General features: G+C 63.2%; 15 protein-coding genes. 8 read left to right on the top strand and 7 right to left on the bottom strand.

What is annotated here, in order from left to right:
- Positions 1 to 454 precede the first annotated feature (454 nt).
- From KW568_RS17140 to KW568_RS17115, 6 genes are all read right to left on the bottom strand, one after another.
- Positions 455 to 1,237: an amino acid ABC transporter ATP-binding protein gene (locus KW568_RS17140; RefSeq protein WP_003247711.1), complete on the bottom strand. Its 783-nt coding sequence runs from the start codon at positions 1,235 to 1,237 to the stop codon at positions 455 to 457.
- A 22-nt stretch (positions 1,238 to 1,259) separates the two neighbouring features.
- On the bottom strand, positions 1,260 to 2,504 hold the full coding sequence (locus tag KW568_RS17135; RefSeq protein ID WP_003247714.1) for an FAD-binding oxidoreductase: 1,245 nt from the start codon (positions 2,502 to 2,504) through the stop codon (positions 1,260 to 1,262).
- Between the two features lie 16 nt (positions 2,505 to 2,520).
- Complete coding sequence (locus KW568_RS17130) at positions 2,521 to 3,231, bottom strand: ABC transporter permease (protein WP_003247716.1); 711 nt, start codon at positions 3,229 to 3,231, stop codon at positions 2,521 to 2,523.
- A complete protein-coding gene (locus KW568_RS17125; RefSeq protein ID WP_003247720.1) occupies positions 3,228 to 3,947 on the bottom strand; it encodes an ABC transporter permease in 720 nt (239 codons plus the stop codon). Before KW568_RS17125 ends, KW568_RS17130 begins: the two co-directional genes overlap by 4 nt.
- Positions 3,948 to 4,100: 153 nt before the next feature.
- Positions 4,101 to 4,853 carry a transporter substrate-binding domain-containing protein gene (locus KW568_RS17120; protein ID WP_003247722.1) on the bottom strand — a complete coding sequence of 251 codons (753 nt, stop codon included), beginning with the start codon at positions 4,851 to 4,853 and terminating at the stop codon, positions 4,101 to 4,103.
- 22 nt (positions 4,854 to 4,875) lie between these two features.
- Entirely contained in the window at positions 4,876 to 5,748 is an 873-nt protein-coding gene (locus tag KW568_RS17115; RefSeq protein WP_004575280.1) for a MurR/RpiR family transcriptional regulator, read from the bottom strand.
- Between the two features lie 142 nt (positions 5,749 to 5,890).
- Between KW568_RS17115 and KW568_RS17110 the strand changes: the two genes are divergently transcribed.
- The 3 genes from KW568_RS17110 (at position 5,891) to KW568_RS17100 (ending at position 9,985) form a co-directional block, all read left to right on the top strand.
- Positions 5,891 to 6,916 (top strand): Ldh family oxidoreductase, encoded by a 1,026-nt coding sequence (locus KW568_RS17110; protein WP_004575281.1) that lies wholly within the window; start codon positions 5,891 to 5,893, stop codon positions 6,914 to 6,916.
- 220 nt (positions 6,917 to 7,136) lie between these two features.
- Positions 7,137 to 8,333 (top strand): aromatic amino acid transaminase, encoded by a 1,197-nt coding sequence (locus KW568_RS17105; RefSeq protein WP_003247729.1) that lies wholly within the window; start codon positions 7,137 to 7,139, stop codon positions 8,331 to 8,333.
- A 371-nt stretch (positions 8,334 to 8,704) separates the two neighbouring features.
- A complete protein-coding gene (locus tag KW568_RS17100) occupies positions 8,705 to 9,985 on the top strand; it encodes a serine/threonine transporter (RefSeq protein WP_003247731.1) in 1,281 nt (426 codons plus the stop codon).
- 71 nt (positions 9,986 to 10,056) lie between these two features.
- On the opposite strand, the gene KW568_RS17095 is transcribed toward KW568_RS17100, so the two are convergent.
- Positions 10,057 to 11,244, bottom strand: coding sequence for an MFS transporter (locus tag KW568_RS17095; RefSeq protein WP_004575282.1), 1,188 nt, complete (start codon positions 11,242 to 11,244; stop codon positions 10,057 to 10,059).
- A gap of 300 nt (positions 11,245 to 11,544) precedes the next feature.
- On the opposite strand from KW568_RS17095, the gene tpx reads away from it, so the two are divergent.
- From tpx to KW568_RS17070, 5 genes are all read left to right on the top strand, one after another.
- Positions 11,545 to 12,045 (top strand): thiol peroxidase, encoded by a 501-nt coding sequence (tpx, locus tag KW568_RS17090; RefSeq protein WP_003247734.1) that lies wholly within the window; start codon positions 11,545 to 11,547, stop codon positions 12,043 to 12,045.
- Between the two features lie 347 nt (positions 12,046 to 12,392).
- Positions 12,393 to 13,700: an MdtA/MuxA family multidrug efflux RND transporter periplasmic adaptor subunit gene (locus KW568_RS17085; RefSeq protein ID WP_004575283.1), complete on the top strand. Its 1,308-nt coding sequence runs from the start codon at positions 12,393 to 12,395 to the stop codon at positions 13,698 to 13,700.
- Complete coding sequence (locus tag KW568_RS17080; protein WP_004575284.1) at positions 13,697 to 16,795, top strand: MdtB/MuxB family multidrug efflux RND transporter permease subunit; 3,099 nt, start codon at positions 13,697 to 13,699, stop codon at positions 16,793 to 16,795. The genes KW568_RS17085 and KW568_RS17080 overlap by 4 nt, the downstream gene beginning before the upstream one ends.
- On the top strand, positions 16,792 to 19,899 hold the full coding sequence (locus KW568_RS17075; RefSeq protein WP_003247741.1) for an efflux RND transporter permease subunit: 3,108 nt from the start codon (positions 16,792 to 16,794) through the stop codon (positions 19,897 to 19,899). The genes KW568_RS17080 and KW568_RS17075 overlap by 4 nt, the downstream gene beginning before the upstream one ends.
- A complete protein-coding gene (locus tag KW568_RS17070) occupies positions 19,896 to 21,386 on the top strand; it encodes an efflux transporter outer membrane subunit (RefSeq protein WP_004575285.1) in 1,491 nt (496 codons plus the stop codon). Before KW568_RS17075 ends, KW568_RS17070 begins: the two co-directional genes overlap by 4 nt.
- The last annotated feature ends 84 nt before the right edge of the window (positions 21,387 to 21,470 follow it).

Genomic DNA, 21,470 nt, shown 5'->3' with positions numbered 1-21,470 from the left:
GGACAGGTTCGGCCTGTCGTTGTTGTGCAGGCGCACGGCGCGGGGCCTTGGGTGCTGCCTGTAGCCCCGAGCACTGCCGGCTCGTCAGAGGCGACGATTCCGGTCGGGGCTTGTAGATAGCTTGCCAGAGCCGTTCGATATGTCAAACGACGGAAGCGGGCTTTAACGCGGGGGAGACGCCGTTTTCTGGGGGCTGAAACCGATGCGGGCCTGTGGCGGCGTGGGTTTGGCAGGGGCTGCGGTCAATAATATTTAACGATGCAGTTGGGTCATTGCAGCGGCGCAATGAATAGGTCGCTTGAAGTCACCTTGGTCCATGTGTGCGGCCTTGTGTTGCGAAAGGGCCGCAAAGCGGCCCCTCGGATTTCAGCACTGTGCATAGATTGCCGGGGCTGCTGCGCAGCCCTCTCGCGACGCAAGGCCGCTCCCACAAAGTCCAGTGACAGGTCTTCAATCAGTGCAGTATCTGCGCCAGGAACGCCTTGGCCCGCTCGGTGCGCGGCTGGTTGAAGAACACCTGTGGCGGGCTGTCCTCGATGATCTGCCCTCCCTCAAGGAACAGCACCCGCTCGGCGACCTGCCGGGCAAAGCCCATTTCATGGGTGACGCACAGCATGGTCATGCCCGTGCCAGCCAACTGCACCAGCACGTCCAGCACCTCGGCGACCATTTCCGGGTCCAGCGCCGAAGTGGGCTCGTCGAACAGCATGATCCGCGGCTTCATGCACAGCGCCCGGGCGATTGCCACGCGCTGCTGCTGGCCGCCGGACAGCTGGCTGGGGTACTTGTGCGCCTGGCTTTCGATGCCGACCTTGCTCAGGTACATGCGTGCCCGCTCCTCGGCGTCCTTGCGTGACAGCCCGCGCACGCTGGTGGGGGCCAGCAGGCAGTTGTCGAGCACGCTCATGTGCGGGAACAGGTTGAAGTGCTGGAACACCATGCCGATGTCGCTGCGTACCTGTGCAGCCTCGCGCGTGGTGGCCGCCAGGTCGATGCCGTCCACCTGGATGCTGCCCTGCTGGGCGACTTCCAGGCGGTTGATGCAACGGATCAGGGTCGACTTGCCCGAGCCGGACGGCCCGCACAGCACGATGCGTTCGCCTTCGCGCACCTGCAGGTCGATGTCACGCAGCACGTGGAACGCGCCATAGTGCTTGTTCAGGCCTTCGATGCGTATCAGCACCGAACGCGGGTCGGGTTCGGGGGCAAGGGTGGCAAGGCTCAGTGGTGCGGTCATCTTGTTGTTCTCCCGCGTGGGTTCAGTCGAAACGGGTCGCGCTGTAAGGCGCGGGGTCGGTGAAGGGGGGCTCGCCAGTGAGCAGCTCGGCCAGCAGCCGACCGCAGACCGGCCCCAGCGTGAGGCCGTGATGGGCATGGCCGAAGTTGAACCACAGCCCTGGGTGGCGCGGCGCCGGCCCGATCACCGGGCGCATGTCGGGCAGGCAGGGGCGGCGGCCCAGCCATGGCGTGTCGTCCAGACGTTCGCCGAGGGCCGGGAACAGCTTGCGCGCCAAGGCCTCGCAGCGGCCCAGCTGAATCTGATTGCCAGGCGCACTGGCTGCGTCGAACTCGATGCCGGTGGTCAGGCGCACGCCGCGCGCCATCGGCGCCAGTACATAGCCGCCTTGGGTGTCGCAGATCGAGTGCTCCAGCTGAGCGCCGTCACGGGTGCTGTAGTGCATGTGGTAGCCCCGCTTGATGGCCAGCGGGATCTGGTAGCCCAGGCCGCTGAACAGGTCGGCTGACTGAGGCCCAAGGCAGGCCACCACCTCGTCGGCAGTGATCGGGCCACGCTGGCTCTCTACCCGCCATTGGCCATTGGCCTGGCGCAGGCTGCGCGCATCGCCATGCACGAACTGCCCGCCGCGCTGCAGGAACAGCGCCGCATAGCCACGGGTGAGCGCGCCGGGGTTGTTCACGGTTTTCGGGTCGAGCCAGTGGATGCCACCGACCACGGTGGCGTCCAGCTGATGTTCACGTGCCTGCAGCTGCCCGCATTCAAGGATTTCGAACCGCAAGCCGTAGCGGCTCAGGCCCTTGGCATCGGTTTTTGCCTGCTCGAACAGCGCGGGGTCGCGGAACACTTCGATCCAGCCTTTGGCTTGCACCAGGCCCTCCAGGCCGGCGGCAGCGATCAGCGCGTCATGCTCGTCGACACAGCGCTGCACCAGCGGCAACATATCGGCGGCGGCGCCGGCCAGGCGCCCGGGTGCCGACTGGCGCCAGTAACGCCACAGCCACGGTGCGGCCTTGGGCAGGTGCGCCAGGCTGTAGCGCACATCGGGCTGGCGGTTCAGGCCGTAGCGCAGCAGTGCGCCGAGTTGCCGCGGGAAGGCATAGGGGATGACACTGGAGCGCTCGATCAGCCCGGCGTTACCGTGGCTGGTGCCGCTGCCCGGTTCGTCGCGGTCGATCAGAATTACCTGGCGCCCGCGTGCCTGCAGGTGCAGCGCGGTGCTGACGCCGACGATGCCGGCGCCGAGGACAAGGGTCTGGCAATGCATGAAACGTATCCTTCGGTCAGTTCAGGTGGCGGCCCAGGCGGGCTTCCAGGTGTTTCAACAGGCGCCGCACCAGTTCGACGATCACCAGGTAGAGCACGGCGGCCCACAGGTAGATCTGGAAGTCGAAACTGCGCGAGAAGGCCAGTTTGGTCACGCCCATCAGGTCGTAGATCGTCACCAGCGAGGCGATCGCGCTGGCCTTGATCATCAGGATCAGTTCGTTGCCCAACGGGCCAATGGCCACCAGCAGCGACTGCGGCAATATCACCTTGAAGAACGTGGTCGAGCGCTTCAGGTTCAGCGCCCGCGCCGCTTCATGCTGGCCAGGCGCAACCGCCATCAGGCTGCCGCGGAAGATCTCGGCCTGATAGGCGGCAGTGTTCAGGGTGAACGCCAGCAAGGTGCAAAACCACGCATCCCGGAAGAACCACCACAGGCCGACGTCCTGCCAGAAGCCCTTGAGCGAACCCAGGCCGTAATACAGCAGGAACAATTGCGCCAGCAGCGGCGAACCGCGGAAGAAGTACACGTAGCCGGCTGCCATGCGCTGCAGTACCAGGCTGCGAGACAGGCGGGCAAGGGCCAGCAGAAGGCCGAGCACAGCACCCAGGCTGAAGGAAATCGCCACCAGCTTGGCGGTTACCAGCAGGCCGTCGATGAAGCGCGGGCCGTAGCGTTCCAGCAGGTCGGGGTCAAGCACCATTGCCAGCAGTTGATCGAAGCTCATGCGCGTGCTCCTTGCAGGTGGCGGTTGCTGCGCCGTTCGATGTAGGCGAACACGCGCCCGGACAGTGCCGCGAACAGCAGGTAGCCCAGGCAGGCGACGCCGTAGAAGAACATCGGCTCCTTGGTTACGCTGACCGCCAGGTTGGTCTGGCGCATCAGGTCGACCAGCGAGATGGTCGACACCAGCGAGGTGTCCTTGAGCAGCGACAGCCAGTTGTTGGACAAGCCGGGCAGGGCGATGCGGGTCAGTTGCGGCAGCAGCACCTTGAAGAAACCGGTGCGCTTGCTAAGCCCAAGCGCCGAGCAGGCTTCCAGCTGGCCCTTGGGCAGGGTCTTGAAGGCGGCCAGCCAGATCTCGCTGGAAAACGCGGCGAACACCAGGCTGAAGGCGATCATCGCGGCGAGGAAGGTGTTGATGAGGAACTCACCTTGGTAGCCCATGGCGGCGAGGATCTTCTGCGCGGCGATCTGGCAGCCGTAATAGATGATCAGCAACGTCAGCAGCTCGGGCAGGCCGCGGAAGACAGTGGAAAAAGTGGTGGCCCAGGCCCGTGGCAGGCGTTTGCGTGAGCGCGCCGCCAGGGCGACCACCAGGCCCAGTGGCAGGCCGATGGGCAGGCAGGCCAAGGCCAGGGAAACGGTAACCAGCGCGCCGGCCAGCAACGCCTGGCCCCAGCCTCCGCTGGCGAAAGACAGCAAGGACAATTGATCGAGCATGACGAACCTCTTGGGCAGGTTATGCGGCCTTGTGGGAGCGGCCTTGCGTCGCGAACGGGCTGCGTAGCGGCCCAGGGTTTATGCAACTGCAGAGATTGCCGGGGCCGCTACGCAAGGCCGCTCCCACAGGGGGGGCGCACAACTTCCTGAAGATCAGTTGTAGATATCGAAAGCAAAGTACTTGCTGGCGATCTTCTGGTAGGTGCCGTTGGCCACAATCTGTTGCAGCGCGGTATTCAGGCGCTGGCGCAGGGCTTCGTCGTCCTTGCGCACAGCGATCGCGGCATCGGCCTTGGTGTCGGCCACGTCGCCAAGGATCTTGCAGCAATCCCCGCCGTTCTTGTTCATCCACTCGTGCAGCGGGAATTTGTCGGCAATCACGCCGTCCAGGCGGCCGGCCGCCAGGTCTGCGTTGGCTTCGTCCATGGTCGGGTACAGTTTCACGTCGGCACCGGCCTTGCCGTACACGTCTTCGGCGTAGATGGCCTGGGTAGAGGAAGACTGCGCACCGACGGTGTAGCCGACAAAGTCGGTCTGGGCGCTGTCGATCTTGCTGTCCTTGGCAACCGCCACGGTCAGGGGCGTGCGGTAGTAGTGCTCGGTGAAGGCGATCTTCTTGCGTCGCTCTTCGGTGTCGATCATCGATGCCACTATCGCGTCATACTTGCGCGCCATCAGGGCGGGGATGATGCCTTCCCAGTCCTGCGCCACCAGCGTGCATTCGACTTTCATCTGTTCGCACAGGGCATGGGTGATGTCGACATCGAAGCCATGCAGCTTGTTATCGGCGTCTACATAGTTGAAGGGCGGGTAGGCACCCTCGGTGGCGAACCGCAGGGTTTCAGCGCTGGCGGCACCCGCCAGCAGCAGGGCGCACGCACCCAGCAAGGCCATGGACTTGTTCATCTCGCACCTCATTGCACTCTTGCTATTGTTGTTTGCCCGTCGACCACGAGGTGTAGCCGACGAATTCGTTATGTAGAGCGGCAGTTGCTTCCAAGCGTTTTTCAACATCCGGTCCGAGCTTCTTGCAGACCTCGTTGACCATCAGATGCACCCACGACAGCATCGTCGAGGTGGATTCCCAGAACAGGTTGAACTCGGTGGGGATGCGGAACACCTCGTCGGCATTGGCATCCGCCCAGTCACAGAAGGTGTCGGTCACCAGGGTGACCGCAATGCCAGCCTCGCGCGCCTTCTGGCACAGCATCAGGGCATGGCGGGAATAACGGCGCGCCTCGAACACCACTAGGGCGCTGTCTTCGGCGCGGCCCAGCAGCACTTCGCCGAAGTGCCCGGCGCTGATGTCCACCAGTTGCACACCATCGCGCAGGTATTGCAGCAGGTGGCTCATGCACATGGCGATGCCGCGCTCGGTCTGGAAACCGGCGATGAACACCCGCGGTGTGCTCGCCAGGCGTTGCGCCACGGTGTGCCAGGCGGGGCTCTGGCGGTATTCGTGTACGCGCACCAGGGCGGCGATTTCCAGCTCCAGGCTGCCGGCGTTGTCGCTGGCGTCCTGGTTCTGGCGGTAATCTTGCAGACGATCGCCTACCAGCCACGGGCCATCGCCCAGATCGTTCTGCAGGTCTTGCTTAAGCGCCTTGAGGTGGGCATAACCCAGTGAGCGACAGTAGCGCCCGACGCTGGATTCGCTGACGCCCAGCTTGGCGGCAATGCTGGCCGAGGTCTGGAACGGCAGTTCGTGCAGGTTGGCAAGCATGTAGGTGGCGATCTTGCGACCCGAGGCAGCGGCCCCTTCGAGGCTGTTTTCCAGGCGTTGCTTGATCAGTTGGCTCATGCTGCGGCTCCAGGGGTGAGGCTTGGGAAGAAAATGAATGTTTTCTGTCATCAAGTCAACATTTGACAGATTGCTGTCACATGAAGGAAAGTTTTTGTCGTTGCAACGCTGTAGCCATTCCAAAATCAACAAGGAGCTTCAGATGTCCGCACCTTCCACCAGCACCGTTGTGCGCGTGCCTTTTACCGAGCTGCAAAGCCTGTTGCAGGCCATTTTCCAGCGCCATGGGTGCAGCGAGGCCGTGGCCCGGGTGCTGGCCCACAACTGCGCCAGCGCCCAGCGTGATGGCGCCCATAGCCATGGGGTGTTCCGCATGCCCGGTTATGTCTCGACCTTGGCCAGCGGCTGGGTCGATGGCCAGGCCACGCCACAGGTCAGCGACGTGGCCGCCGGCTATGTGCGTGTCGATGCTGCGGGCGGTTTTGCCCAGCCAGCACTGGCGGCGGCCCGTGAGCTGTTGGTGGCGAAGGCGCGCAGCGCAGGCATTGCCGTGCTGGCGATCCACAACTCGCACCACTTCGCCGCGCTATGGCCGGATGTCGAGCCGTTCGCCGAAGAGGGCCTGGTAGCCCTCAGCGTGGTCAACAGCATGACCTGCGTGGTGCCGCATGGTGCACGCAAGCCGCTGTTCGGTACCAACCCCATCGCTTTTGCTGCGCCTTGCGCCGAGCATGACCCGATCGTTTTCGACATGGCCACCAGTGCCATGGCCCATGGCGATGTGCAGATTGCCGCGCGCGCCGGCCAGCAATTGCCGGAGGGCATGGGGGTGGATGCCGATGGCCAGCCGACCACCGACCCGAAGGCGATCCTGGAAGGCGGCGCCCTGCTGCCATTTGGCGGGCACAAGGGCTCGGCGTTGTCGATGATGGTCGAGCTGCTGGCGGCGGCGCTGACCGGCGGTCATTTCTCCTGGGAGTTCGATTGGTCCGGGCATCCGGGGGCGAAAACGCCATGGACCGGGCAGTTGATCATCGTCATCGACCCAGGCAAGGCCGAGGGCGAGCGCTTTGCCCAGCGCAGCCGCGAGCTGGTGGAGCACATGCAGGCGGTGGGGCTGACGCGCATGCCGGGCGAGCGGCGCTACCGTGAGCGCGAGGTGGCCGAGGAGGAGGGGGTGGCGGTGACCGAGCAGGAGTTGCAAGGCCTGAAAGAGCTGCTTGGCTGATCTGGCCCCTTCGCGGGTAAACCCACAGGTGCCTGAGCTGTTCCCAGGCTGTGCGCTGAACCCGTAGGAGCGGGTTTACCCGCGAAGAATCCAGCACGAATTTCCAGCCATGCAATGTTGCATAGACAACCTTGCACAATAGTGGATGTTCCTGAGCCCGCTCTGCGGGTATGCTCAGGGCTGACTTTCCGTACCGTCCTGATCCAAGGAGCTGCACGCTGTGTTCAAACATGTCGATGCCTATGCCGGCGACCCGATCCTCTCGTTGATGGAAACCTTCAAGGCCGACCCGCGCGCCGACAAGGTCAACCTGAGTATTGGCCTGTACTACGATGAGGCCGGCGTGGTGCCGCAACTGGCGGCGGTGGATGCGGTGGAAAAACGCATTGCCGGTCAGGACCACGAAGCCTCCCTGTACCTGCCGATGGAAGGCCTGGCCAGCTACCGCCAAGCCATCCAGGCGCTGCTGTTCGGTGCTGATCACCCGGCCGTGACCGGCGGCCGGGTGGCCACCGTACAGACCGTGGGTGGCTCCGGCGCCCTGAAGGTTGGTGCCGACTTCCTCAAGCGCTACTTCCCGCAGTCCGAAGTCTGGGTCAGCAACCCGACCTGGGACAACCACCGCGCCATCTTCGAAGGTGCAGGCTTCAAGGTGCACACCTACCCGTACTTCGACCAGGCCACCCGCGGCGTGGACTTTGACGGCATGCTGGCCACCTTGCAGAGCCTGCCGGCCAACAGCGTGGTGCTGCTGCACCCGTGCTGCCACAACCCTACCGGTGCCGATCTGCAGCAGCACCAGTGGCAACAAGTGGTCGAAGTGGTCAAGGCGCGCCAGCTGATCCCGTTCCTCGACATCGCTTATCAAGGCTTCGCCGAAGGCTTGGTAGAAGACGCCTACGCTATCCGCGAAATGGCCCGTGCCGGCGTGCCGTGCCTGGTCAGCAACTCCTTCTCGAAAATCTTCTCGCTGTATGGCGAGCGGGTGGGCGGCCTGTCGGTGGTGTGCGATGACGAGGCCACTGCCCAGAGCGTGCTTGGCCAGCTGAAGGCCACCGTGCGCCGCAACTACTCCAGCCCGCCCAACTTCGGCGCCCAGCTGGTTGCTGGCGTACTGAGCGATGCTGGCCTGAATGCCCAGTGGGCCGAAGAAGTCGAAGTGATGCGCAAGCGTATCCTCGACATGCGCCAGGCGTTGGTCGATGCCCTGGCCGTGCTGCTGCCGGGCCAGGACTTCCAGTTCTTCCTGCGCCAGCGCGGCATGTTCAGCTACACCGGCTTTAGCGTCGAGCAGGTACGTCGCCTGCGTGACGAGTTCGGCGTGTACCTGATCGACAGCGGCCGTGTGTGCATGTCCGGCCTGCGCCCGGCCAACCTGCAACGGGTTGCCGAAGCGTTCGCTGCCGTTCAGAAGTAACTCGCCAAGGGACCAGCTGCGGCCCCTCCTGTGGGGCGCGGTTGGACTTTGTGGGAGCGGCCTTGCGTCGCGAAAGGGGGGCGGAGCGCCCCCACGATTGCAGCTTTGCCGCTGACATTGCTGGGGCCGCTTTGCGGCCCTTTCGCGACGCAAGGCCGCTCCCACAGGCCCCAAGGCCGCGACATTCCACCGAACGACACCAGCAATGCCTTCCACTTGTAAAGACAAGTGCAACCGCTCCTCGGAAAAGGGCTTCGCAAGTGCAACCTTTCCGTGCACAATCGCGCCCCTCTTTTCCGGTTGAGTTGGGCGAAACGTCTATTTCGCCATTCTCAGCCTGTTGCAGTCTTGCGAGTGGAGCTTCACCCGGAATGAATGAGCAGGCCCCAAGCGTTGAACAACGCTTTGCAGAATCGACCCCCGCCGCCCTCGGCACTTGGGCGCGTCACGACACCACCTGGATGCTGGGCCTGTTCGGCACAGCCATCGGCGCCGGGACACTGTTCCTGCCGATCAACGCCGGCCTTGGCGGCTTCTGGCCGCTGTTGATCCTGGCCGTGTTGGCCTTCCCGATGACCTATTTCGCCCATCGCGGGCTGACCCGTTTCGTCCTTTCCGGGCGCGATGGCAGCGACATCACCGAAGTGGTCAAGGAGCATTTCGGCATCACCGCCGGTGCCTCGATCACCGTGCTGTACTTCTTCGCCATCTTCCCGATCCTGCTTATCTACAGCGTGGCGCTGACCAACACCGTGTCCAGCTTCATGGAGCACCAGCTGCACATGCAGCCGCCGCCTCGGGCAATCCTGTCATTCGTGCTGATCCTCGGCCTGCTGGCCATCGTGCGCTGCGGGGAGCAGGCCACGGTCAAGGTCATGAGCCTGCTGGTCTACCCGTTCATCGTTGCGCTGGCGTTGCTGGGCCTGTACCTGGTGCCGCACTGGACCGGTGGCATTCTCGACAGCGCCACAGAGGTGCCGCCGGCCTCGGCCTTCCTGCACACCCTGTGGTTGGCCATTCCTGTGATGGTGTTCTCGTTCAACCATTCGCCGATCATCTCGGCCTTTGCCGTCGACCAGAAGCGCCGTTACGGCGCGCACGCCGACGAGCGCAGCGGCCAGATCCTGCGTCGTGCCCACCTGCTGATGGTGGTGATGGTGCTGTTCTTCGTGTTCAGCTGCGTGCTCACCCTGAGCAGCGCCCAGCTGGCCGAAGCCAAGGCGCAGAACCTGTCGATCCTGTCGTACCTGGCCAACCACTTCAGCAACCCGACCATCGCGTTCGCTGCGCCGTTGATCGCCTTCGTGGCCATCGCCAAGTCGTTCCTCGGCCACTATATCGGTGCCAGCGAAGGCCTGAAGGGCATCATCGCCAAGACCGGTGCGCGCCCAGGCGCCAAGGCCCTGGACCGCGTGGTTGCCGCACTGATGCTGGTAGTCTGCTGGATCGTTGCCACGCTCAACCCGAGCATTCTCGGCATGATCGAGTCGCTCGGCGGCCCGATTCTCGCGGTGCTGTTGTTCCTGATGCCGATGTACGCCATTCGCCGTGTGCCATCGATGCGCAAGTACAGCGGTGCGGCCTCCAACGTGTTCGTCGTTGTGGTCGGCCTGGTTGCGCTGACTTCGGTGGTGTACGGCCTTGTAAGCTGATTCACCCGTTTCATTCAAGAATGCCCGGGTCGCTTGTCGCCACCCGGGCTTTTTTTTGCCTGATCAAGGTTTCAGCAGCGTTGCATTCCATCGTCCTTGGTGCATGCAAGCAGCCACCCTCCGCACAGGCTGGCCACCACGAACAGCACGCCCAAGCCGGCCGGTAGCTCGCTTTCCAAACCTGCGACCACACTACTCGTCAAACCGGCGCCGGCGAACAGCAATGTCGTATTGAGCGACGCTGCCGCACCTGCCTGACGCGGATAGCGCGCCAAAGCCTGGGTCGTTGCGGCGGGGCGTACCAGGGTTGTCCCGGTGGTACAGACAATCATCGGCAGCAGAACACCCAGCACAGATAAACCTGCTACCCATTCCCACATCAAAAGGGTGATGCCCGCCGTACTTATAAGCAGCAAGCCTGCTTTTATTTGAGCTTGCGGGCTTACGCGACTGTTCAGGTAGGTCGCAGCCATGCCGCCGACGATGTATGCCAACCCATAGCCGATAAAGACCAGAGAGAATTGATAGGCCGTCAGCTCCAGCCTGCCCATCAGCAGCAAGGGCGCTATGACGATAAAGGAAAAATGGCAGGCAAAGGCGAGGCTGGAGAGCATGGAATGCGCGAGATAGTCCGTGTCTCGCAGCATCACCCGATAACTGGACATGCTTGGCGCCCGGTCATGCGACGCAGGTGCGTCATGGAGCAGCACACACGATAGAAGTGAAACGATTGCAGCGATGATCACGAATACCGTAAAGCTTGCCTTCCAGCCAAACGACTGTTGAAGAAAGGCACCTGCCAGCGGTGACAGGGAGATGAACAACCCGCTCGCGCTTGTTAACAGGATGCGCATGGCATTGCGTTGTGTACCGCTGTAGAGGTCCTGCACAAGCGCCTGGCCTAGCACGAGGCTGCCGCAACCCAGGGCCTGCACCAAGCGAAAGACCATGAACGTTTCATAATGGGTTGAAACTACGCAACCGAGCGCCCCCACAATAGATACGCTCAACCCAGCGAGCAACAAACGCTTGCGCCCGATGCCATCCGACAGTGGGCCGATCACGATTTGCGCCATGGCCACACCAACAGCAAAAAAGCTCACTGAGTACGCAATCTGTTTTGTGTCGACCCGAAACTCATCTGAGAGCGCAGGGAATGATGGGAGGATCACGTCCAGAGGAAACACACCCAGCAGACATAACAAAATCAGCAATGTCGAGCACAGGTGGCGCCGGAGCGAACCAGCGGGGCGGTTCATGCCATTAACTCCTCGATTGGAACTGCAAGAAATAGCTTTCGTCATCCAGTAAATCAGTACGCTAAAGATGTACAAGGTGAGCTTGGTAGCGAAACTTCCGATAGAGGTGTAGGAATTGTAGGGAGAGGCCGGGATGGGCGTTCGGCAACGGTGAGGCAACTGGCCATAACCGCGGCTATCGGCATTTTTTGTCCACAAAAATCGTCCGGCAATGGAACAATTTCACCTGCCCCCATAGGCACCCGGCTGCCTTCATGCTTAACTCAGTGTCCTTTTCAAACCCCGCATAAGGATTTCGTCATGGCTCAAGTGACTCTCAAAGGCAACCCGGTCCAGGTCAACGGTAACCTGCCACAGGCCGGCGCCCAGGCTCCGGCTTTCTCCCTGGTAGGTGAAGGCCTGGCTGACAAGTCGCTGAAAGACTACGCCGGCAAGCGCAAGGTGCTGAATATCTTCCCAAGCGTCGATACCCCAACCTGCGCCACCTCGGTGCGCAAGTTCAACGCCCAGGCCAACGACGTTGCCAACACCGTGGTGCTGTGCATCTCGGCTGACCTGCCGTTCGCCCAGGCACGCTTCTGCGGCACTGAAGGGCTGGACAACGTGAAGAACCTGTCGACCCTGCGTGGCCGCGAGTTCCTCGAAAACTACGGCGTAGCCATCGCCGACGGCCCGCTGGCCGGCCTGGCCGCCCGCGCCGTGGTGGTGCTGGACGAGAACGACAAGGTGCTGCACAGCGAACTGGTTGGCGAAATTGCTGACGAGCCGAACTACGACGCGGCGCTGGCTGTACTGAAGTAAGGATTGCGTGGGGCAGGGCGGGCGTCTGTAGCCTGTGATGGCCTCTTCGCGGGTAAACCCGCTCCTACAACGTGCGGCACAGGTTTCAACGGCTGTGACATCCCCGTAGGAGCGGGTTCACCCGCGAAGGGGCCAGACCAGGCAACCGAACCTTCAGGCCCGCCACCGCTCCAAGCAACACCCTGTAACGGCCCGGAACACGTTCCGGGCCGTTTTCATTTAAAATTCCGCCGCTTGGCAACGTCAGGCAAAGGTAAACCTCTGGTAAAGGCCCTTTGCTAAAACGATGGCAGTGCTTATCGTTCATCCTCCCCAAGTCGTCATTCCGAACAAGGTTCGTTCAACCCATGCAAGCGTCCAATTCCCGTTCCCTTCGTCGCTGGCTCGTCGGCCTGCTGATCCTGCTGCTGGTGGCTGCACTGGCCTGGTGGCTGTGGCCCGCAGCGACGCCTGCGCATAAAGAAGCCAGTGGCATGCGCGGTGGCAAGGGCATGGGCATGATCGGCGGCCGCCCAGGTTTTGGCGGCTCCAGTGACCCGGTACCCGTACGTGTCGTGCCGGTGCGGACAGGCGACTTCCCCCTCTACTACAAAGCCTTGGGCACGGTCACCGCGACCAATACGGTCAATGTGCGCAGCCGCGTGGCTGGCGAACTGGTGAACATCCACTTCAAGGAAGGCCAGCGCGTCAAGGCTGGCGACCTGCTGGCCGAAATCGACCCGCGCCCTTATCGCATCGCCCTGCAGCAGGCCGAAGGCACCTTGGCGCAGAACCAGGCGCAGTTGAAGAATGCTCAGGTCGACCTGGCCCGCTATAAAGGCCTGTACGCCGAAGACAGCATCGCCAAGCAAACCCTGGACACTGCCCAAGCCCAGGTTGCGCAGTTCCAGGGGCTGGTCAAGACCAATCAGGCACAGGTCAACGACGCCCGCCTGAACCTCGATTTCACCCAGATCCGTGCGCCGATCAGTGGCCGTGTGGGCCTGCGCCAGCTCGATCTGGGCAACCTGGTGGCCGCCAACGACACCACCGCGCTGGTAGTCATCACCCAAACCGAGCCGATCAACGTCGCCTTCACCCTGCCGGAAACCGAACTGAGCACTGTGCTGGAGCGCTACCGCAGTGGCGCCAGCCTGCCGGTCGAGGCCTGGGACCGCGGTGACAGCAAGCTGCAGTCCACCGGTGTGCTGGGCAGCATCGACAACCAGATCGACACCACCACCGGCACGCTGAAGTTCAAAGGCCGTTTCGAGAACAAGGACCTGGCCCTGTTCCCCAACCAGTTCGTCAACGTGCGCTTGCTGGCCGACACCCTCAAACAGGTGGTCATGGCCCCGGCCGCGGCCATCCAGTTTGGCAACGATGGCACCTTTGCCTATGTGGTCAACGAGAAGAGCACCGTCAATGTCCGCAAGCTCAAGGTGGGCGCCAGCGATGGCGAGAACAGCGTCATTCTCGACGGCTTGAAGGCCGGCGACCGCCTGGTGCTGGAAGGCACCGACCGCCTGCGCGAAGGCACCCAGGTGGAAGTGGTCGAAGACAGCTCGCAAGTGCCGACCACCCCGGGCCAGCACCTGCAAGGGCAGGAAACCAAGGGCGCGGCGCAAACAGATGAAGCACAACCTGGCAACGCAGCAGGCAAGGCGGGCGCATGAACCTCTCGCGCCTGTTCATCCTGCGCCCGGTCGCCACCACGCTGAGCATGCTGGCCATCGTGCTGGCTGGCCTGATCGCCTACAAGTTGCTGCCGGTTTCCGCCTTGCCGCAGGTGGATTACCCGACCATTCGCGTCATGACCCTGTACCCCGGCGCCAGCCCGCAGGTGATGACCAGCGCTGTCTCCGCGCCACTGGAGCGCCAGTTCGGCCAGATGCCGGGCCTGGAACAGATGGCCTCGACCAGTTCTGGCGGCGCGTCGGTGCTGACCTTGCGTTTCAACCTCGACATGAACATGGACGTTGCCGAGCAACAGGTGCAGGCCGCGATCAACGCCGCCAGCAACCTGCTGCCCAGTGACCTGCCGGCACCGCCGGTGTACAACAAGGTCAACCCGGCCGACACCCCGGTGCTGACCCTGGCCATCTCCAGCAAGACCATGCCGCTGCCCAAGCTCAACGACCTGGTCGATACCCGCGTGGCGCAAAAGCTGGCGCAAATCAGCGGCGTGGGCATGGTCAGCATTGCCGGTGGCCAGCGCCAGGCGGTACGCATCAAGGTCAACGTCGACGCCCTGGCGGCCAATGGCTTGAATCTGGATGACGTGCGCACGCTGATCGGTGCCTCCAACGTCAACCAGCCCAAAGGCAACTTCGACGGCCCGACCCGGGTGTCGATGCTCGATGCCAACGACCAGCTGCGTTCTCCCGAGGAATACGCCAACCTGATCCTGGCCTACAACAACGGTGCGCCGCTGCGCCTGAAAGATGTGGCCGAAATCGTCGACGGCGCCGAGAACGAGCGGCTGGCCGCCTGGGCGAACGAGAACCATGCTGTGCTGCTGAACATCCAGCGTCAGCCGGGCGCCAACGTGATCGAAGTGGTCGACCGCATCAAGGGCCTGCTGCCGTCGATCACCGACAACCTGCCGGCCGGCCTCGATGTCTCGGTGCTGACCGACCGCACCCAGACCATTCGTGCCGCGGTCAAGGACGTGCAGCACGAACTGCTGATCGCCATCGTTCTGGTGGTGATGGTCACCTTCGTCTTCTTGCGCCGCTTCAGCGCCACCCTCATTCCGTCGATTGCCGTGCCACTGTCGCTGATCGGGACGTTCGGGGTCATGTACCTGGCCGGGTTCTCGGTCAACAACCTGACACTCATGGCCCTGACCATCGCCACCGGCTTTGTGGTCGATGATGCCATCGTCATGCTGGAGAACATCTCCCGGCATATCGAAGAGGGCGAGACGCCCATGCAGGCGGCGCTCAAGGGCGCCCGACAGATTGGCTTCACCCTGATTTCGCTGACCTTCTCGCTGATTGCGGTCCTGATCCCGTTGCTGTTCATGGCGGACGTGGTCGGTCGCCTGTTCCGCGAGTTCGCCATCACGCTGGCAGTCGCCATTCTGATTTCCCTGGTGGTGTCCCTGACCCTGACACCGATGATGTGCGCGCGTCTGCTCAAGCGCGAGCCCAAGGAAGAAGAACAAGGCCGCTTCTACCGTGCCAGTGGCGCCTGGATCGACTGGCTGATCAAGCACTACGGCAGTGCCCTGCAGTGGGTGCTCAAGCATCAGCCGCTGACCTTGCTGGTGGCGGTGGCCAGCCTGGTGCTCACGGTGTTTCTGTACATGGTCGTGCCCAAGGGCTTCTTCCCGGTGCAGGACACGGGGGTGATCCAGGGTATTTCCGAAGCGCCGCAGTCCACCTCGTTCGCCGCCATGAGCGAACGTCAGCAGGCCCTGAGCAAGGTCATCCTGCAAGACCCGGCCGTGCAAAGCCTGTCGTCCTACATTGGCGTAGACGGCGACAACGCCACGCTCAACAGTGGTCGCCTGCTGATCAACCTCAAGCCCCACGGCGAGCGCGATGTCAGCGCCAGCGAAGTGATCAGCCGCCTGCAGCCGCAGGTCGACCGGCTGGTGGGCATCCGCCTGTTCATGCAGCCGGTGCAAGACCTGAGCATCGAGGACCGGGTCAGCCGGACCCAGTATCAGTTCAGCCTGTCGTCGCCGGACGCCGACCTGCTGGCGCAGTGGAGTGGCAAGCTGGTGCAGGCGCTGCAGCAGCGCCCGGAACTGGCCGATGTGGCCAGCGACCTGCAGGACAAGGGCTTGCAGGTGTACCTGGTCATCGACCGTGACATGGCCAGCCGCCTGGGGATCAGCGTGTCGCAGATCACCAATGCCCTGTACGACGCCTTCGGCCAGCGGCAGATCTCGACCATCTACACTCAGGCCAGCCAGTACCGCGTGGTGTTGCAGTCCAAGGACGCCGCCACGATCGGCCCGCAGGCGCTGGAGTCGATCCACGTCAAGGCCACCGATGGCGGCCAGGTGCGCCTTTCGGCGCTGGCGCGGATCGAGCAGCGTCAAGCCCAGCTGGCTATTTCTCACATCGGCCAGTTCCCGGCAGTGACCTTGTCGTTCAACCTGGCTCACGGCGCGTCGCTGGGCGAAGCCGTGCAGGTGATCGAGCAGGTGCAGCAGGACATCGGCATGCCGCTGGGTGTGCAAACCCGCTTCCAGGGTGCGGCCGAGGCCTTCCAGGCATCGTTGTCGAGCACCTTGCTGCTGATTCTGGCGGCGGTGGTGACCATGTACATCGTGCTGGGGGTGCTGTACGAAAGCTACATCCACCCGATCACCATCCTCTCGACCCTGCCGTCGGCGGCGGTCGGTGCCTTGCTGGCTTTGCTCATCAGCGGTAACGACCTGGGCATGATCGCTATCATCGGCATCATCCTGCTGATCGGTATCGTCAAGAAGAACGCGATCATGATGATCGACTTCGCCCTGGAGGCCGAGCGCCACCAGGGCATGAGCCCGCGTGATGCCATCTACCAGGCGGCGCTGCTGCGCTTCCGGCCGATCCTGATGACCACCCTGGCCGCGCTGTTTGGTGCGGTGCCGCTGATGCTTGCCACCGGTTCCGGTGCCGAACTGCGCCAGCCACTGGGCCTGGTGATGGTCGGCGGGTTGCTGGTCAGCCAGGTGCTGACGCTGTTCACCACCCCGGTCATCTACCTGTACTTCGATCGCCTGGCCCGCCGCCTGCGCCCGGCCACTGACGTGAAGCAGGCCCAGGCATGAACCTGTCTGGGCCTTTCATCCGTCGCCCGGTGGCGACCATGCTGTTGAGCCTGGCAATCATGCTGCTGGGTGGGGTCAGCTTTGGCTTGCTACCGGTGGCGCCACTGCCGCAAATGGACTTCCCGGTGATCGTGGTGTCGGCGAACCTCTCTGGTGCCAGCCCCGAGGTCATGGCGTCCACCGTGGCCACACCGCTGGAACGCAAGCTGGGCAGCATTGCCGGCGTCACCACGCTCACCAGCAGCTCCAACCAGGGGTCGACACGGGTAATCATCGGCTTCGAGATGGGCCGTGACATCGATGGCGCAGCCCGTGAGGTGCAAGCGGCGATCAACGCTACCCGCAACCTGCTGCCCAGTGGCATGCGTAGCATGCCCACCTACAAGAAGATCAACCCGTCGCAGGCGCCGATCATGGTGCTGTCGCTGACCTCGGATGTGTTGCAGAAGGGCCAGCTGTATGACCTGGCCGACACCATCCTTTCACAGAGCCTGGCTCAGGTATCGGGGGTAGGGGAGGTGCAGATCGGCGGCAGTTCGCTGCCTGCCGTGCGCATTGCCGTCGAGCCGCAACTGCTCAACCAGTACAACCTGTCGCTGGACGAAGTGCGCACCGCCGTGTCCAACGCCAACCAGCGCCGGCCCATGGGCTTTGTCGAGGACACCGAGCGCAACTGGCAGGTGCGGGCCAACGACCAGCTGGAAAGTGCCAAGGATTACGAGCCGGTGGTGATTCGCCAGCAGAACGGCACCATTCTGCGCCTGTCTGACGTGGCGACGGTCACCGACGGCGTTGAAAACCGTTACAACAGCGGCTTCTTCAACGACCAGGCAGCGGTGTTGCTGGTGGTCAACCGCCAGAGCGGCGCCAACATCATCGAAACGGTCGACCAGATCAAGGCGCAGCTACCGGCATTGCAGTCATTGCTGCCCGCCAGCGTGCAACTGAACGTGGCCATGGACCGCTCGCCCGTGATCAAGGCTACCCTCAAAGAGGCCGAGCACACCCTGCTGATCGCCGTGGTGCTGGTGATCCTGGTGGTCTACCTGTTCCTCGGCAGCCTGCGCGCCTCGCTGATCCCCAGCCTGGCGGTGCCGGTATCGCTGGTGGGGACGTTCGCAGTCATGTACGTGTGCGGTTTCTCGCTCAACAACCTGTCGCTGATGGCGCTGATCCTTGCCACCGGGCTGGTGGTGGACGATGCCATCGTGGTGCTGGAAAACATCTCCAGGCACATCGAGAACGGCCAGCCACCGATGAAGGCGGCCTTCCTGGGCGCCAAGGAGGTGGGCTTCACCTTGCTGTCGATGAACGTGTCGCTGGTGGCGGTGTTCGTCTCCATCCTGTTCATGGGCGGCATCGTGCGCAACCTGTTCCAGGAGTTTTCCATCACCCTGGCGGCGGCGATCATCGTCTCGCTGGTGGTGTCGCTCACCCTTACACCGATGCTCTGCGCCCGCTGGCTCAAGCCGCACCAGGCCCAGCAGACACGCCTGCAGCGCTGGAGCGACAAGCTGCATCAGCGCATGGTTGCTGCCTATGACCGCAGCCTGGGCTGGGCCCTGCGCCACAAGCGCCTGACCCTGCTCAGCCTGTTGGCCACCATCGGCATCAACATCGCCCTGTACGTGGTGGTGCCCAAGACGCTGATACCCCAGCAGGATACCGGCCAGTTGATGGGCTTCATCCGGGGTGACGACGGCCTGTCGTTCACGGTGATGCAGCCGAAGATGGAAATCTACCGCCGCGCCTTGCTGGCCGACCCGGCAGTACAGAGCGTTGCCGGTTTCATCGGTGGCAACAGCGGTACCAACAACGCCATGGTGCTGGTGCGCCTGAAACCGATCAGCGAGCGCAAGATCGATGCGCAGAAGGTGATCGAACGCCTGCGCAAGGAGCTGCCCAAAGTGCCCGGCGGGCGCCTGTTCCTGATGGCCGACCAGGACCTGCAACTGGGGGGCGGTGGGCGTGACCAGACCTCCTCTCAGTACCTGTATACCCTGCAAAGTGGCGACCTGGCGGCGTTGCGCGAATGGTTCCCCAAGGTGGTCGCGGCGCTGCGTGCACTGCCTGAGCTGACCGCCATTGACGCCCGCGATGGTGCCGGTACCCAACAGGTGACGCTGGTGGTCGACCGTGACCAGGCCAAGCGCCTGGGCATCGACATGGACATGGTCACCGCAGTACTGAACAACGCCTACAGCCAGCGGCAGATCTCCACCATCTACGACAGCCTCAACCAGTACCAGGTGGTGCTCGAGATCAACCCCAAATACGCCTGGGACCCGAGCACGCTGGAGCAAGTGCAGGTGATCACCGCCGACGGCGCCCGGGTGCCGCTGTCGACCATCGCCCACTACGAGAACAGCCTGGCCAACGACCGGGTCAGCCACGAAGGCCAGTTCGCTTCGGAAGACATCGCCTTCGACGTCGCCGAGGGCTACAGCCCCGACCAGGCCATGGCGGCACTGGAGCGCGCGGTGGCCAAACTGGGCCTGCCCGAGGAGGTGATTGCCAAGCTCGGCGGCACTGCCGATGCCTTTGCCCAGACCCAGCAGGGCCAGCCATTCATGATCCTTGGCGCACTGCTGCTGGTGTACCTGGTGCTGGGTATTCTGTATGAAAGCTACATTCACCCGCTGACCATTCTCTCGACACTGCCTTCGGCGGGCGTCGGTGCCTTGCTGGCGCTGTACGTCACCGGTGGCGAGTTCAGCCTGATCTCGTTGCTGGGGCTGTTCCTGTTGATCGGGGTGGTGAAAAAGAATGCCATCCTGATGATCGACCTGGCCTTGCAGCTGGAGCGCCATCAGGGCTTTTCGCCGGAAGAGTCGATTCGCCGGGCCTGCCTGCTGCGCCTGCGGCCGATCCTGATGACCACCCTGGCAGCGATCCTTGGCGCATTGCCGTTGCTGCTGAGCCAGGCTGAAGGCGCAGAAATGCGTCAGCCGCTGGGCCTGACCATCATCGGTGGCCTGGTGTTCAGCCAGATCCTCACCCTTTATACGACGCCGGTGGTTTACCTGTACCTGGACCGCCTGCGCCACCGTTTCAACCGTTGGCGCGGCGTGCGCACCGACGCCGCCCTGGAAACCCCGCTATGACTTTTGCCCAGACCCCACTTCACCGTGCCCTGCAGGCACTGACCCGTGGCCGTGGCTCGCGCCTGCTTGGTGCCGGGTTGTGCGTGGCCTTGCTCAGTGCCTGTACCCTGAGCCCGGACTACCACCGCCCCGAGCTGAACAGCACGGCGGCGCAGTTCAAGCACGCCGAAGGTTGGACCCAGGCCTCGCCGTCCGACGCCATCGCCCGTGGCGCCTGGTGGGAAATCTACGGTGATGCCGGGCTCAACGCGCTGGTCGAAGAGCTTAACCGCAGCAACCAGACCGTGGCGCAATCAGAAGCCCAGTACCGCCAGGCCCAGGCGCTGGTGCGCAGCAGCCGTGCGGCGCTGTTCCCCAGCCTGGACCTGAGCGCCAGCAAGAACCGTTCGGCGCAGGGCACCGGCAGCTCCAGTTCCAGCCTGTCCAATAACAGCAGCGGCATTCGCAACACCTACAACGCGCAGTTGGGCGTGAGCTGGGAGATCGACCTGTGGGGCAAGCTGCGCGAAACTCTGAATGCCAACGAGGCCAGTGCCGAAGCGAGTTTCGCCGACCTTGCGTCGATCCGCTTGAGCCAACAGTCGGAGCTGGTGCAGAACTACCTGCAATTGCGGGTGATCGATGAGCAGAAGCGCTTGCTGGAAGCCACCGTGGCGGCTTATGAGCGCTCGCTGCGAATGAACGAAAACCAGTACCGCGCCGGTGTCGCCGGCCCGGATGCCGTGGCCCAGGCCCGCACGCAGCTCAAAAGCACCCAGGCTGACCTGATTGACCTGATCTGGCAGCGTGCGCAATTCGAAAATGCCATCGCCGTGCTGCTGGGCAAGGCTCCGGCCGACTTCGCCCTGGCCGACAGCAAAACGATTCCCGCGTTGCCGCAAATACCGGTTTCGCTGCCTTCGCAACTGCTGGAGCGGCGCCCGGACATCGCTGCAGCCGAACGCAACGTGATGGCGGCCAACGCCAACATCGGGGTGTCGCGGGCAGCCTACTTCCCGGACCTCAGCCTGAGCATGAGTGGTGGTTATTCCAGCAGCAGCTTCAGCAACTGGATCGAGCTGCCCAACCGCTACTGGTCGGTAGGCCCGCAGTTGGCGCTGACCCTGTTCGACGCCGGCAAACGCAGCGCCGAGGTCGACCGCACGGTGGCCGTGTATGACCAGACGGTGGCGCAGTACCGCCAGACCGTGCTGGACGGCTTCAAGGAAGTGGAAAACCTGCTGGTTCAACTGAAGGTGTATGGCGATGAAGCCGTGGTGCGCCAAGAGGCGCTTGACGCCGCCCGGGAGTCGTTGCGCCTGACCGAAAACCATTACCGTGCCGGGCTGATCGGCTATCTGGATGTGGTCAACGTGCAAACCACGGCGCTGAGCAACGAGCGCAGTGTGCTGAACCTGCTGCAAGGGCGCCTGGTGGCCAGCGTGCAACTGGTGGCTGCGTTGGGCGGCGGCTGGGATGCAGAACAGGCGTTTGCCGAGCAGAATTGACCGAACGCAGAGGGGTAGGCTGCGGTTATTGGATCCATTCCCATTCGCAAAAACCCCGTGCGTTTCGCTTAAGCTTGAGTACAA

The sequence above is a fragment of the Pseudomonas sp. HD6515 genome, from assembly GCF_024971855.1.
In the GTDB taxonomy this organism is placed as follows: domain Bacteria; phylum Pseudomonadota; class Gammaproteobacteria; order Pseudomonadales; family Pseudomonadaceae; genus Aquipseudomonas; species Aquipseudomonas alloputida.
Note: the sequence above shows the minus strand (reverse complement) of the source record. Positions and strands in the feature narration are given on the sequence as shown.